General features: G+C 66.4%; 13 protein-coding genes. 8 read left to right on the top strand and 5 right to left on the bottom strand.

Features of this window, described 5'->3' with window-relative positions; all coding sequences use genetic code 11:
• Position 1: 1 nt before the first annotated feature.
• The 5 genes from ACZYW1_RS11830 to ACZYW1_RS11810 all read right to left on the bottom strand — a co-directional run bounded on the left by ACZYW1_RS11830 (position 2) and on the right by ACZYW1_RS11810 (position 5207).
• Positions 2-1159: a sulfotransferase family protein gene (locus ACZYW1_RS11830; RefSeq protein ID WP_463787804.1), complete on the bottom strand. Its 1158-nt coding sequence runs from the start codon at positions 1157-1159 to the stop codon at positions 2-4.
• 2 nt (positions 1160-1161) lie between these two features.
• Positions 1162-2289 carry an LLM class flavin-dependent oxidoreductase gene (locus tag ACZYW1_RS11825; RefSeq protein WP_463785962.1) on the bottom strand — a complete coding sequence of 376 codons (1128 nt, stop codon included), beginning with the start codon at positions 2287-2289 and terminating at the stop codon, positions 1162-1164.
• Positions 2290-2425: 136 nt separating this feature from the next.
• Positions 2426-3523, bottom strand: coding sequence for an inositol-3-phosphate synthase (locus ACZYW1_RS11820; protein WP_463785961.1), 1098 nt, complete (start codon positions 3521-3523; stop codon positions 2426-2428).
• Between the two features lie 40 nt (positions 3524-3563).
• Entirely contained in the window at positions 3564-4106 is a 543-nt protein-coding gene (locus ACZYW1_RS11815) for a PadR family transcriptional regulator (RefSeq protein ID WP_463785959.1), read from the bottom strand.
• Between the two features lie 204 nt (positions 4107-4310).
• The gene (locus tag ACZYW1_RS11810; protein WP_463785957.1) at positions 4311-5207 is read right to left on the bottom strand and encodes a DUF1707 SHOCT-like domain-containing protein; all 897 of its coding nucleotides are present in this window, start codon (positions 5205-5207) and stop codon (positions 4311-4313) included.
• 195 nt (positions 5208-5402) lie between these two features.
• Between ACZYW1_RS11810 and ACZYW1_RS11805 the strand changes: the two genes are divergently transcribed.
• The 8 genes from ACZYW1_RS11805 (at position 5403) to dnaB (ending at position 13899) form a co-directional block, all read left to right on the top strand.
• A complete protein-coding gene (locus tag ACZYW1_RS11805) occupies positions 5403-5834 on the top strand; it encodes a DUF5318 family protein (protein ID WP_463785955.1) in 432 nt (143 codons plus the stop codon).
• The gene (locus ACZYW1_RS11800) at positions 5827-8328 is read left to right on the top strand and encodes a transglycosylase domain-containing protein (protein ID WP_463785953.1); all 2502 of its coding nucleotides are present in this window, start codon (positions 5827-5829) and stop codon (positions 8326-8328) included. Before ACZYW1_RS11805 ends, ACZYW1_RS11800 begins: the two co-directional genes overlap by 8 nt.
• Positions 8325-9965 (top strand): glycosyltransferase family 87 protein, encoded by a 1641-nt coding sequence (locus ACZYW1_RS11795; RefSeq protein WP_463785951.1) that lies wholly within the window; start codon positions 8325-8327, stop codon positions 9963-9965. The genes ACZYW1_RS11800 and ACZYW1_RS11795 overlap by 4 nt, the downstream gene beginning before the upstream one ends.
• A gap of 188 nt (positions 9966-10153) precedes the next feature.
• Positions 10154-10444, top strand: coding sequence for a 30S ribosomal protein S6 (gene rpsF / locus ACZYW1_RS11790; RefSeq protein WP_325686250.1), 291 nt, complete (start codon positions 10154-10156; stop codon positions 10442-10444).
• Positions 10445-10608: 164 nt separating this feature from the next.
• Positions 10609-11139, top strand: coding sequence for a single-stranded DNA-binding protein (locus ACZYW1_RS11785; protein ID WP_463785949.1), 531 nt, complete (start codon positions 10609-10611; stop codon positions 11137-11139).
• Positions 11140-11172: 33 nt separating this feature from the next.
• The gene (rpsR, locus tag ACZYW1_RS11780; RefSeq protein WP_285186176.1) at positions 11173-11427 is read left to right on the top strand and encodes a 30S ribosomal protein S18; all 255 of its coding nucleotides are present in this window, start codon (positions 11173-11175) and stop codon (positions 11425-11427) included.
• A gap of 33 nt (positions 11428-11460) precedes the next feature.
• On the top strand, positions 11461-11919 hold the full coding sequence (rplI, locus tag ACZYW1_RS11775) for a 50S ribosomal protein L9 (protein WP_463785947.1): 459 nt from the start codon (positions 11461-11463) through the stop codon (positions 11917-11919).
• 606 nt (positions 11920-12525) lie between these two features.
• A complete protein-coding gene (gene dnaB / locus ACZYW1_RS11770) occupies positions 12526-13899 on the top strand; it encodes a replicative DNA helicase (protein ID WP_463785946.1) in 1374 nt (457 codons plus the stop codon).
• Positions 13900-14041: the final 142 nt, after the last annotated feature.

The raw sequence follows: 14041 nt of genomic DNA, 5'->3' as shown, positions 1-14041 counted from the left end.
CTCAACCCCGCTTCTCGATGTCGACGCCGAATCGCTCACGGAACGGCCGGAATTCCTCGTGCAACGCGTCGAGGTTCTCACCGATGTCGACCAGCAACTGGGTCGAGTAGCGGAACTTGCCGTGCCGGTCGCCGGGGTTCTCGGCGAGGTAACGCCGCATCGCCTCCGCAGCCGTCGAGGTCAGCGGCCGGCCACTGAATTCGTAAAACCGCCGAACGGTCGCAACCTGATCGGCGACAAAGTCGCTGTAGCGAATGTGCAGGATCCGCGGATCGTCGACCATGGGGTTGCTCATCGTGTTGGTGACGCCGACGCGGGTCAGGTCCAGGTGCATCTTGGCCTGCGCATGCAGGTCACTGGGCCCGACCATGCCCTCGGCGATGTCGGCCATCATCATCGTCCGCGACGCCGCCACCTGCACCGGGTCGCGGTGCAGCCAGACCAGCGTCGCGTCAGGATAGGCCGCGAACATCTCCGTCAGCCGGAAGCCATGGAAACCTTTGAGCACCCAGTACTTTCGCGGTCGACGGAATTGCAACTGCTGCAGCATCGCCTTGTGCAGCCGGTACTGCGCTGCGGCGTCGGTGGTCAGGCCGCCGACCAGCGACTGCATCGGAACCCGCCACCACGCGGTCGGGGTCATCACCCGGAAGTCGAAGGCCCAGGTGCGCTCGTCTTCGGGGAGCCCGTCGCCGAGCATGTCGTTGTAGGGGTGGCTGTGCAGCCACTTCGGCATCTTGGCGTTGATTTCCCGCCAATCGTCGTCGGCGCGGGCACGCCGGGGATCGTCCGACCCGGTCAGGCCGGGCGGTGGTGACGGATACATCACCTCCCAGAACCGCAGCGCGCGGGCGTCGGGGTCCACCGACATCAGGGCGTGCATCAGCGTTGTGCCCGAACGTGGCTCGCCGGTGACGAACATCGGCGCAGCGATCACCTCATCGGCGATCGGGTAGCGGTCGCGGTCCGCCAGGAATTCCAGCCGCGAGGTGAGCAGCCACCGGCAGACCTCAGCCGCGGCGGTTTGGCCGGCGGCATCCATGCCGAGCCCGTTGAGATGTTCGACGGCCACCGCGAAGCGATCCGGCAGGGTGGGGTCGCCGAAGTTGCTCAGACCTGTCTCCGCCACCGCCGCGGCCAGCAGCTCACCGGCGTCCAGCGTCACCGGACATCTCCACACAACGCGAGCAGAGCATCTTCGGCCGCGACGACATTCGCCGCCGAGCTGGTGGCGTGGGCAAGTCCGGCCATGGCGCTGTAGTCCAGGATCTTGGGCACGCGTAGACCCGCGTCGACATAGGTCTTGATGATGGCGGCCACCTGCGCCGGCGTACCGTGCGGCACCACGGCGAGCAGCATCTCGGGCTGCACCTTGGCCAGGAAATCGAGGATCCGCTCGCGGGTCAGCACCGCTGGGTCGATGTCCTGGAACCCGCGCCACTCCGGTCCCATCGGGTGCTCGAAACCGAAGCCGCGCAACGTCTCCGCCGATACCTGCAGTAGAAACGCCTTCACCAGCGGTGCTTGCAGGACCTCGTCCAGCGCGGCCTCGTTCGCGCCGATCAAGCACACCTGGATGAAGCACGGCGTGATCGAGAGCGGATCGCGGCCCGCCTCCTCGGCGGATCTCCTTATCGCGGAGAGCATCTCGCCGTAGTGTTCCGGGGTCCAGGCACCGGCCGGCCACCAGCCGTCGGCGTAGCGTCCGGCGATGTCGAGCATCCGTGGACCGCTGGCTCCGATCCAGATCGGCGGCGGCCGGCCGTCGTAGACCTCGGTGTCGAGCCGGGCGTGGTGCAGGGAGTAGAACCGTCCGTCGAAGTCGACCGGGCCTTCGCTGTCCCACAGCAGCCGGATCACCCGCAGCGCCTCTTCGAATCGCGCGACGGGCCGGGAGAAGTCGAAGCCGTACGGCAGGGTGTTCTCGCTCTCGCCGCTGCCGAGCCCGAGGATGAACCGTCCCCGGGCCACGTGGTCGATGGTCAGGGCGGTCTGGGCCAGCATCGCGGGGTGGCGCCGCACGGTGTCGACGACGGCGGTGACCAGCGGGACGTTCTCGGTGAGGGCTGCTGCCGCGGCGGCGACCGCCAGCCCGTCGAGATGGCGATGCGGTGACGGGGAAACCGTTGCCAGATCGGTGAATTCAGGTGTCCAGATCGAATCCGGCCAGAAGCTGACCATGTGGTCGGGCAGCCAGATCGAGTGGTAGCGCCCGCTGTCCAACTCGTTCAGACGCGACAGGTCCAGCGGCAGGGTGGTGCGGAGAAACGCGGCGGGCTGAACCTTCATCGAGACACGATGCTAAGCACTTGCCCAGCAGCATGTCGGCGAATCGCTGCGAGGCGGGCAAGATTGCCCCACCCCCGAAAACAAGAATGCGGTGAAGCCGCGCCCAGGCGACTCCACCGCATTCTCACAAGAGCAATCAGCCCTCGATGATGAACTCCTCGAGCTGCGCCCGCGCGATGTCGTCGGGCAGCTGCTTCGGGGGGCTCTTCATCAGGTAGGCCGAGGCCGGAACGACCGGTCCGCCGATGCCACGGTCCTTGGCGATCTTCGCCGCGCGCACCGCGTCGATGATCACGCCGGCCGAGTTGGGCGAGTCCCAGACCTCGAGCTTGTACTCCAGGTTCAGCGGCACGTCGCCGAAGGCGCGGCCTTCGAGACGGACGTAGGCCCACTTGCGGTCGTCGAGCCAGCCGACGTGGTCCGACGGGCCGATGTGCACGTCCTTGGTCTTGAACTCACGCTGCAGGTTCGACGTGACGGCCTGCGTCTTGGAGATCTTCTTCGACTCGAGTCGCTCGCGCTCGAGCATGTTGAGGAAGTCCATGTTGCCGCCGACGTTGAGCTGCATCGTGCGGTCGAGCTGCACGCCGCGGTCCTCGAACAGCTTGGCCATCACGCGGTGCGTGATCGTCGCGCCGACCTGGCTCTTGATGTCGTCACCGACGATCGGCACACCGGCGTCGGTGAACTTCTTCGCCCACACCGGGTCGGAGGCGATGAACACCGGCAACGCGTTGACGAACGCCACGCCCGCGTCGATCGCGCACTGGGCGTAGAACTTGTCGGCCTGTTCCGAACCCACCGGCAGGTAGGACACCACGACGTCGACGTTCGCGTCCTTGAGTGTCTTGACCACGTCGACGGCCTCGGCGTCGGAGATCTCGATCGTCTCGGCGTAGTACTTGCCGATGCCGTCGAGGGTCGGGCCGCGCTGCACCGTCACGTTGGTCGGCGGCACATCGGAGATCTTGATGGTGTTGTTCTCCGACGCGAAGATCGCCTCGGAGAGGTCGAAGCCGACCTTCTTGGCATCCACGTCGAACGCGGCGACGAACTTCACGTCGCGGACGTGGTACTGGCCGAACTTCACGTGCATCAGACCCGGCACGACGCTGTTCTCGTCCGCGTCGTAGTAGTACTGGACGCCCTGTACCAGCGAGGACGCGCAGTTGCCGACGCCGACAATGGCAACTCGGACCTCGGTGGACGCCTGCGGCGCGTTCTGCTCACTCATACGGCGTTCTCCTATTCTTTCTTGAGGGGATTTGTTCGGCTCAGGCCTGCTCAGCGCTGCTCTGCGCTAAACGTTCGGCCGCGATCAGCTCGTTGAGCCAATTGACTTCGCGCTCGCTCGACTCCAGCCCGAGTTGGTGCAGCTGGCGGGTGTATCGGTCTAACGAACTACTGGCCCGCGCTATGGCTTCACGCAGACCTTCTCGCCGTTCTTCGACCTGGCGGCGACGGCCCTCCAGGATGCGCATCCGGGCTTCCGCCGGTGTGCGGTTGAAAAATGCCAGGTGTACCCCGAACCCGTCGTCGGAGTAGTTCTGCGGCCCGGTGTCAGCCACCAGCTCGGTGAAGCGCTGCCGGCCCGCCTCGGTCATCTCGTACACGCGCCGGGCCCGACGCACCGGCGTTCCGGCCGGCGCGGCGTTCTCGGCGATCATTCCGTCGGCCTGCATCCGCCGCAGTGCGGGGTAGAGCGAGCCGTAGGAAAATGCCCTGAACGCCCCGAGCAGACCTGTCAACCTTTTGCGTAGCTCGTAGCCATGCATAGGCGACTCGAGCAAGAGTCCCAGGATGGCAAGCTCGAGCACCGAGTCACCTCCTTTGCTGCACCGATAGCGTCGCTGTTATGTCGAGAAACAGTCTCGCTGCATAGTATCGGCCCGATATATTCGCCGCTACTTCGGGCGTCCAGCTGCCGTTCCCGTTCTGTTCAATCACCGGTCGCCAACGCGCCAATCGGGTTCGAATTACGGTGTATGCACGCGCGTCGAAACCGGGCCCTGCCAGCTCGTCTAGGGCAGATCCACCCGTTTGATGGTGCCGTCGCCCGCAAAGGTGATCGAGCCACTGCCGAAATCACTGGACACGTGCACCGAGAGCGACAACGCCCCCGGCGCGACGGCGTTGGCGGCGGGTTCGATGATCAGGTAGGTGCTCTTCACCTCGGACCGCTTGATGTGCAGGGTGTCGGGTGCGCCGCGCATGATCCCGACCGTGGCCGGTATGTCGAATTTGCTGAGGTCCACCGGATCAGGCGGATCAGCGCCGCTCCTGGCCTTGTTCCGGGGATCGTCCCAGCCACCGCGGTAGTCGGAGTCGAGTATCCGGCGGTCGTCTGAGGGGTCCGGCCGGTCGAACGAGGCGTACGTCGGGTAGATGACCATCCGGTAGCCGACGACATTTCCGTACCGTTTGCGCGCTTGCTCCATCAGGCCGGTCAGCCCGCCGACGGAATGCAGCTGCGTGGGCGGCTTCAGCACCACCGGTGCCACGCCGTCCGACTGGGCACCGGGATCGGGGGATAGTTCGAATGGCGAGCTGCTGTCCCCGTAGATCCCCCAGCCGATCAGGACGCCGAGCAGCAGCGCCCCGACCAATGCGGCCACCAGGGTCGTTGCGCCGCGCTTGGTACGTGATCGGACCAGCGCCATCAGTCCGGGAGGTTTGTCGGCCTGCAGCGCCGGCACCAGGGAACTGTCGTATTGCAGATCGTCGACCAGGCCCCGCAGGTCGCCCAGGGTCACCGCCTTGGTGGCGGCGCTCACCCGCTGGCGATGCTCCTCCATCGAGAGCTCGCCGCTGCTGAGGCCGTTGTCCAGGACCTGACATGCGTCCTGGCGGTCCGCGTCCCTGGCGCGGGTTGCCGCCGTGCCGCCGCGAGCCGCCGGCGCTCCGAGCCACTTAGCCACGCGATGATCCTAGAGTCGCGATGTTGCAGTGCTGCGTCGTTTCGATATGCACCTTCGGTGAGGTCAGCGCCGCGCCGTCGCGCTGACGATGCGCGCTGCATGGTGGGGCGTCGAGGAACCGGGCAATCCGGGTGAGCCTCGAAACGTGACCGACCTACCTCTCCGCACCGGCCGTGCGGACGTACTCTGGTCATCGTGCGATTGCAGCGGCAGGTGGTGGACTACGCGCTCAAGCGCCGGTCGCTGCTCGCGGAGGTCTACTCCGGCCGCACCGGTGTCACCGAGGTCTGCGACGCGAACCCGTACCTGCTGCGTGCCGCCAAGTACCACGGCAAGGTCAGCTCGGTCATGTGTCCGATCTGCCGCAAGGAGCAGTTGACGCTGGTCTCGTGGGTGTTCGGCGAGCACCTCGGCGCGGTGTCGGGGTCTGCGCGGACCGCCGAGGAGTTGGTCTTGCTAGCGTCGCGGTTCGAGGAATTCGCGGTACATGTGGTGGAGGTATGTCGAACCTGCAGTTGGAATCACTTGGTGAAGTCGTATGTGCTCGGCGCAACACGCACGGCTCGTCCGCCGCGCAAGCGCAGCACCCGGACGGCGCGCGACGGCGCCCGCACGGCCAGTGAATAACGAAGGGCCGCAAGACCAATCAGCCGCTGGTGACCCGAGGGGGGCAGGGGCTGCTGGCGGCTCGAAGCAGCCGCGGTCGCGTCCCACCCCACCGCCGGACGACCGGCTGACCACGATCCTGCCGCCGGTCAAGGACGACACCCCGAATCGCTACAAGGACCCGATCGACGCGGTGAAGGCGGCGCTGGACGGCCGGCCGACATCGCGGACGTCAGAGCGGCGTGACCCGCTGGAGATGGCCTCGGCCGCGTTGGACGCCAAAACCCCACGGCGTCAGCAACGGTCGCCCGACGGCCCGCCACCGGGTGATCCGACGAGAAAGGGCCCGCCGCCCCGCAAGCCGCCGATTCCCGGTTGGGCTCAGCGCCTCGACTGGGAGTGGCTGAACCACATCAACTGGAGGTGGGTCCGCCGAGGGCTCTACGCCAGTGTCGTAGTGATCGTGCTGCTGCCGATCGTCACTTTCGCGATGGCCTACACCATCGTCGACATCCCCAAGCCCGGTGACATCCGCACCAACCAGGTCTCGACGATCCTGGCCAGCGACGGCTCTGAACTGGCGAAAATCGTTCCACCCGAGGGCAATCGGGTCGACGTCAACATCGACCAGGTGCCGGTGCATGTCCGCCAGGCGGTGATTGCTGCGGAGGACCGCAACTTCTACTCCAACCCGGGCTTCTCCTTCACCGGGTTCGCGCGGGCGTTCAAGAACAACATCTTCGGCGGCGACACCCAGGGTGGCTCCACCATCACCCAGCAGTACGTCAAGAACGCATTGGTCGGGGCGCAGCGCGCCGGTGTCGGCGGCCTGGTCCGCAAGGCCAAGGAACTCGTCATCGCCACCAAGATGAGCGGCGAGTGGTCCAAAGACGATGTGCTGCAGGCTTACCTGAACATCATCTACTTCGGCCGTGGGGCGTACGGGATCTCGGCGGCCTCGCGGGCGTACTTCGACAAGCCGGTCGAACAGCTCACCATCGCCGACGGCGCGCTGCTGGCCGCATTGATCCAGCGTCCGTCGACGCTGGACCCCGCGGTGGACCTGGATGGCGCCAAGGAGCGCTGGAACTGGGTGCTCGACGGGATGGTCGACGACAAGGCGCTGTCGCCGAAAGACCGCGCAGCACAGCTCTTCCCGCCGACCGTGCCACCCGAGCAGGCCCGCCAGCAGAACCAGACCACCGGGCCCAACGGGTTGATCGAGCGCCAGGTGACCAAGGAGCTGATGGAGCTCTTCAACATCGACGAGCAGACGCTGAACACCCAGGGACTGCAGGTCACCACCACCATCGACCCGACGGCGCAGAAGGCCGCGGAGAACGCGGTCTCGAAGTACCTGGAGGGCCAGAACCCCGATATGCGGACCGCGGTCGTGTCGATCGACCCGCACAACGGCTCGGTGAAGGCCTACTACGGCGGCTCGGACGCCAACGGATTCGACTTCGCCCAGGCCGGGTTGCAGACCGGATCGTCGTTCAAGGTGTTCGCGTTGATCGCCGCGCTGGAGCAGGGCATCGGCCTCGGCTACCAGGTCGACAGCTCACCGTTGACGGTCAACGGCATCAAGATCACCAACGTCGAAGGCGAAGGCTGCGGCGTCTGCAACATCGCCGAGGCGCTCAAGCGGTCCCTCAACACCTCCTACTACCGGCTGATGCTGAAGCTGAAGAACGGCCCGGAAGACGTGGCCGAGGCCGCCCACCAGGCCGGCATCGCGGGCAGCTTCCCCGGCGTCTCGCACACGCTGTCCGAGGATGGCAAGGGCGGCCCGCCGAACAACGGGATTGTGCTGGGCCAGTACCAGACTCGCCCGATCGACATGGCCTCGGCGTACGCCACCCTGGCCGATTCCGGGATCTACCACCGCCCGCACTTCGTGCAGAAGGTGGTCAACGCCGAGGGCAAGGTGCTGTTCGACGCGGCCGGCTCCGACAACTCCGGTGACCAGCGGATCCCCAAGGACGTCGCCGACAACGTCACGTCGGCCATGCAGCCGATCGCGTCCTACTCGCGCGGACACGCGCTGGCCGGTGGTCGGCCGTCGGCGTCCAAGACCGGCACCACCCAGTTCGGCGACACCGACGCCGACAAGGACGCCTGGATGGTCGGCTACACCCCGTCGCTGTCGACGGCGGTGTGGGTGGGCACCGTGCGCGGCGACACGCCGCTGGTGACCAAGGGAGGAGCGGCGGTCTACGGATCCGGTCTGCCGTCCGACATTTGGAAGTCGACGATGGACGGCGCGCTCAAGGGGACCACCAACGAGACCTTCCCGAAGCCGACCGAGATCGGCGGATCCGCCGGGGTGCCGGCCGGACCGCCGCCACCACCGCAGGCGCCGCAGATGACGGTGATCCAGCCGACGATGGAGATTGCGCCGGGCATCACGATTCCGATCGGCCCGCCGACCACGGTTCCCGTCGGGCCGCCTGCTCCGGCGCCGGGAGTTCCACCGCCGGGAGCGCCGGCACCGGGCGCGCCGCCTCCACCGTGAGCGTCGCCGAGACGGATCGCGCCGACATCTCACCGCGGCCCTTGGCGCGCGATCTGCGCTCCGCCGATGACCGGGATTGCCCGAGCCGCACCGACTTTCTGGGCGCGGCGCTGTCCAATGTCGTGGGCGGCCCGGTGGGCCGGCACGCGATCATGGGGCGTGCAAGGGTTTTCACGCCGCTGCGGGTGATGTTCCTGATCGGGCTGGTGTTCCTGGCGCTGGGATGGTCGACCAAGGCGCCGTGCCTGCAGACGGTCGGAACCGGCCCCGGTGATCAGCGGGTGGCCAACTGGCAGAACCAGCGGGCGTATTACGAGCTGTGCTACTCCGACACCGTGCCGCTGTACGGCGCGGAGTTGTTGAGCCAGGGCCGTTTTCCGTACAAATCGAGCTGGATCGAGCGGGACGGCAGCGGCAAACCGCAGACCCGCTACGACGGTAAGCCCGCGCTGCGCTACATGGAGTATCCGGTGCTCACCGGGATGTACCAGTACGTGTCGATGTCGTTGGCCAAGACCTACACGGCCGTCAGCAAGATGATTCCGCTACCGGTGGTCGCCGAGGTGGTGGTGTTCTTCGACGTGGCTGCGCTCGGATTGGCGCTGGCCTGGTTGGCGACGTTGTGGGCGACGGCCGGGCTGGCCGGACGACGCGTATGGGACGCGGCCCTGGTGGGCGCCTGCCCGCTGGTGATCTTCCAGATCTTCACCAATTTCGACGCGCTGGCAACGGCTTTCGCGCTCGGCGGGCTGCTGGCCTGGGCGCGTCGCCGGCCGGTGCTGGCCGGCGTGCTGATCGGCCTGGGCGGAGCGGCCAAGCTGTACCCGCTGCTGTTCCTCGGTCCGCTGCTGGTGCTGGGCATCCGGACCGGGCGGCTGCGGGAGGTGGCCCGCACCGCGGCGACCGCGTTGACGACCTGGTTGCTGGTGAATCTTCCGGTGCTGCTGCTGTTTCCGCGGGGCTGGTCGGAATTCTTCCGGCTCAATGCGCGTCGCGGCGACGACATGGATTCGCTGTACAACGTGGTGAGGTCACTCACCGGCTGGCCCGGCTTCGACCAGCACCTCGGTCTGTGGGAGCCGCCGAAGATCCTCAACGCCGTCGTCCTGGCGTTGTTCGTATTGAGTTGTGCCGCAATCGCTTACATCGCGCTGACCGCGCCGCGCCGGCCACGGCTGGCGCAGCTGGCGCTGCTGGTGGTGGCCGCGTTCTTGTTGACCAACAAGGTCTGGAGCCCACAGTTCTCGCTGTGGCTGGTGCCGCTCGCGGTGCTGGCGCTGCCACACCGGCGGATCTTGTTGGCGTGGATGACCATCGACGCGCTGGTGTGGGTGCCGCGGATGTACTACCTCTACAGCGTGCCCGACCGCGGGCTGCCGGAGCAGTGGTTCACCACCACCGTGTTGCTGCGCGACGTCGCGGTGCTGGTCATCTGCGGGCTGGTGGTCCGCCAGATCTACCGGCCCGAGGACGACCTGGTCCGCTGGGGCGGTCGGGTGGACGATCCGGCGGGCGGGATATTCGACCGGGCTGCCGACGCGCCGCCCGACGGGCTGCCGGCCTGGCTGCGCCCCCGTGGGCTGCGGCGGGCGGTCACGGGAACCGAGCAGGCGATCGTCGCGCCGACCGTGCCCTGACGGCCGCGAAATCGCGGAAAGTCCGCCCTGAGCGCACGCTCGAGGTCCCGTCGCACCCGAGGCCGGCGACGATTTCGCAGGTCCGGCCACCGTCCGGTAGCCTGTGACGGTTGCCGACGCAGGCGACCCTCCTGCCGTGGAGAAATGAGCCACGGCCGCACATGACCATAGGAGGTGATGAGGTTCCCATGCGTCCATACGAATTGATGGTCATCCTCGACCCGACTCTCGACGAGCGCACCGTTGCCCCGTCCCTGGAGACCTTTCTGAACGTCGTCCGTAAAGACGGCGGAACAGTGGAGAAGGTCGACATCTGGGGCAAGCGCCGGCTCGCTTACGAGATCCTCAAGCACGCCGAAGGCATTTACGCGGTGATCGATCTCAAAGCCGCGCCCGCGACGGTGTCCGAGCTCGACCGTCAGCTCAGCCTGAACGAGTCGGTGCTGCGCACCAAGGTGATGCGGACCGACAAGCACTGACGTCAATCGCCTGGCTTCGCAGCGGGACGTCCCCGTCCCCGCGTCGTTGCCAGGCGGCCCTGTTGACGAATGGCCGCAGCACGTCCGAGCGGTTGCGTAGGCTCAGCGTGACTCACGACCATTCGCCCGATTGTGGCGTGCCCTAACGGACTGAGGAGAACACAGTGGCTGGTGACACGGTCATCACGGTTATCGGAAACCTGACTGCCGACCCCGAACTGCGGTTCACGCCTTCGGGCGCGGCCGTCGCGAACTTCACCGTCGCGTCGACCCCGCGTCAGTTCGACCGCCAGACCAACGAGTGGAAGGACGGCGAAGCGCTGTTCCTCCGCTGCAACATCTGGCGGGAGGCGGCCGAGAACGTGGCCGAGAGCCTGACCCGCGGATCGCGCGTGATCGTGAGCGGACGGCTCAAGCAGCGTTCGTTCGAGACCCGTGAGGGCGAGAAGCGCACCGTCGTCGAGCTCGAGGTCGACGAGATCGGTCCGTCGCTGCGGTACGCCACCGCCAAGGTGAACAAGGCCAGCCGCAGCGGCGGTGGCGGCGGCGGTTTCGGTGGCGGCGGCGGATCCCGTCAGTCGGCACCTCAGGGCGGCGGCGCCAGCAGCAGCGGCTCCGGTGGCGGCGACGACCCGTGGGGCAGTGCCCCGGCGTCGGGTTCGTTCGGCGGCGGCGACGACGAGCCCCCCTTCTAACACACTTCGAACGACGGAACGAAAGAGAAAAACATGGCGAAGTCCACCAAGCGGCGTCCAGCGCCGGAAAAGCCGGTCAAGGCGCGCAAGTGCGTGTTCTGCTCCAAGAAGGGCCAGGACATCGACTACAAGGACACCCAGCTGCTGCGTACCTACATCAGCGAGCGCGGCAAGATCCGCGCCCGCCGGGTGACCGGCAACTGCGTCCAGCATCAGCGCGATGTCGCAATCGCGGTCAAGAACGCCCGCGAGGTGGCGCTGCTGCCCTTCACCTCGTCGACGCGGTAAGCGCGCGCAACGCAGAACGGAATAAGCGAAACAATGAAGCTCATATTGACCGCTGACGTCGACCATCTCGGTTCCGTCGGCGAGACCGTCGAAGTCAAGGACGGCTACGGCCGTAACTTCCTGCTCCCGCGAGGTCTGGCGATCGTCGCTTCGCGCGGGGCGCAGAAGCAGGCCGACGACATTCGTCGGGCCCGCGACACCAAGCAGGTCCGCGACCTCGAGCACGCCAACGAGATCAAGGCCGCCATCGAGGGCCTCGGCTCGGTCCCGCTGCCGGTGAAGACGGCCGGCGACTCCGGCAAGCTGTTCGGCTCGGTCACCACGGGCTCCGTCGTGACGGCCATCCGCAAGGCCGGCGGCCCGAACCTCGACAAGCGCGTGGTGCGGTTGCCCAAGGGCCACATCAAGGCCGTCGGCAGCCACCCGATCACGTTGCACGTGCACCCCGATGTGGACGTCAAAGTGGCACTCGACGTCGTCGCTGAGGGCTGAGCTCACACCTCCAACCCCCGGTGGCAGCCTGAACGGGCTGCCCCGGGGGTTTTTGTGCGCGCATAGCGAACTCGTCGCCGCCAGCAACCGATAGCGAACGTTACCGTCCGTTAACGCTGGTAATCATTCGGCGAAACACAACACGCCCGAAGCGGCAACCGCGCACGACACGCCGTAGAGATTCCTATGCACACAAAATACGCCGGTGTGTGGTGCGCTTATCTGCAGTGATGTGGCAACGGCGCATATTGCTCCACAAGTTCTCCACACCCCCTCAACACAGGCGTAGACGGCTATGCACACACCATGCACAGGTCTATGAACAACCGCGTTTTGCGTCGCCGCCAGCAACCTTTAACGTCGACCCGTCGTGAGGTGATGCTGGCGTTCGAAGATCGGCATTCGGCCCGCGGTGGATGTCCCGCCGCCTGCGAGTCGAGTCGATCACGAGGGCGAAGGCCGTGGATCCGCCCCGGGGTGGGGTCCCCCGATTTTTCGGGGGTACTGGGCGGTCGGGCTGAGTCGAGCGATGTCGGTGGTGTGGCTTAACGTCGGACCATCGGCGTCGAATATGCGTTCGAACGTCGTGGAGAGGGCGGGAGTTGCGTGGCTGTCGTTGATGATTTAGGACGTCCCGGCGCGGAGGCACCGAGCGAGGACTACGGCCGCCAGCCGCCGCAGGATCTGGCCGCCGAGCAGTCCGTGCTGGGCGGCATGCTGCTGAGCAAGGACGCGATCGCCGACGTGCTCGAGCGACTGCGGCCCAGCGACTTCTACCGTCCGGCCCACCAGAACGTGTACGACGCGATCCTGGATCTGTACGGGCGCGGTGAGCCGGCTGACGCGGTGACGGTGGCCGCGGAGCTGGACCGGCGTGGGCTGCTGCGCCGGATCGGTGGAGCGCCCTATCTGCACACCCTGATCTCGACCGTGCCGACCGCAGCCAACGCCGGCTACTACGCCGGCATCGTCGCGGAGAAGGCGCTGCTGCGCCGCTTGGTGGAGGCCGGGACGCGGGTGGTCCAGTACGGCTACGCCGGCGCCGAAGGGGCGGACGTCGCCGAGGTCGTCGACCGCGCGCAGGCCGAGATGTACGAGGTCGCCGAGCGGCGGATGTCGGAGGACTTCGTTCCGCTGGAAGACCTGCTGCAGCCGACGATGGACGAGATCGACGCGATCGCCTCCAACGGCGGTCTGTCGCGGGGGGTGCCGACCGGGTTCACCGAGCTCGACGAGTTGACCAACGGGCTGCACCCGGGGCAGATGATCATCGTCGCGGCGAGGCCCGGTGTTGGAAAATCGACCCTTGGACTCGATTTCATGCGCTCGTGCTCGATCAAGCACCGTCTGGCCAGCGTCATTTTTTCGCTGGAAATGAGCAAGTCCGAGATCGTCATGCGTCTGCTGTCCGCCGAGGCCAAAATCAAGCTCGGCGACATGCGCTCGGGCAGGATGAGCGACGACGACTGGACACGGCTGGCACGTCGGATGAGCGAAATCAGCGAGGCGCCACTGTATATCGACGACTCACCGAACCTGACAATGATGGAGATCCGTGCGAAGGCGCGGCGGCTGAAGCAGAAAGCTGACCTGAAGCTCGTCGTCGTCGACTACCTGCAGCTGATGTCATCGGGCAAGAAGGTCGAGTCGCGACAACTCGAGGTGTCCGAATTCTCCAGGCATCTCAAGCTTTTGGCCAAGGAGCTGGAAGTTCCGGTGATCGCGATCAGCCAGCTGAACCGTGGGCCCGAGCAGCGCACCGACAAGAAGCCGATGCTGTCCGACCTTCGTGAATCTGGGTCACTGGAGCAGGACGCCGACATGGTCATCTTGCTCAACCGGCCGGATGCTTTCGAGCGTGACGACCCGCGTGGTGGCGAAGCGGATTTGATTGTGGCCAAACACCGTAACGGTCCGACGAAGACAGTGACCGTTGCTCACCAGCTGCATCTTTCGCGCTTTACCAACATGGCGCGGTAGAAGGAGCACCAGTAGGCGCTACGTGCAGCAGTAGGTGGTGCAACAACCGCGGTAGGTTGCTGCCACCGAGCGGGACAGCGGCAAGCTGCTGGTGTAGCTCGACTGCGCCCGGCCTCGGCTCGACGGTGGTGGCGAGCTTGGC

The organism is Mycobacterium sp. IDUB_36, assembly GCF_055419225.1.
The sequence above is the reverse complement of the archived record's forward strand: the minus strand, read 5'-3'. Positions and strand labels throughout refer to the sequence as shown.

Bases quoted from the DNA above. Each gene is read 5' to 3' on its own strand.
- ACZYW1_RS11825 (WP_463785962.1), bottom strand. From the start codon at position 2,289: ATGAAGGTTCAGCCCGCCGCGTTTCTCCGCACCACCCTGCCGCTGGAC.
- ACZYW1_RS11820 (WP_463785961.1), bottom strand. From the start codon at position 3,523: ATGAGTGAGCAGAACGCGCCGCAGGCGTCCACCGAGGTCCGAGTTGCC.
- rpsF (WP_325686250.1), top strand. From the start codon at position 10,154: ATGCGTCCATACGAATTGATGGTCATCCTCGACCCGACTCTCGACGAG.
- rpsR (WP_285186176.1), top strand. From the start codon at position 11,173: ATGGCGAAGTCCACCAAGCGGCGTCCAGCGCCGGAAAAGCCGGTCAAG.
- rplI (WP_463785947.1), top strand. From the start codon at position 11,461: ATGAAGCTCATATTGACCGCTGACGTCGACCATCTCGGTTCCGTCGGC.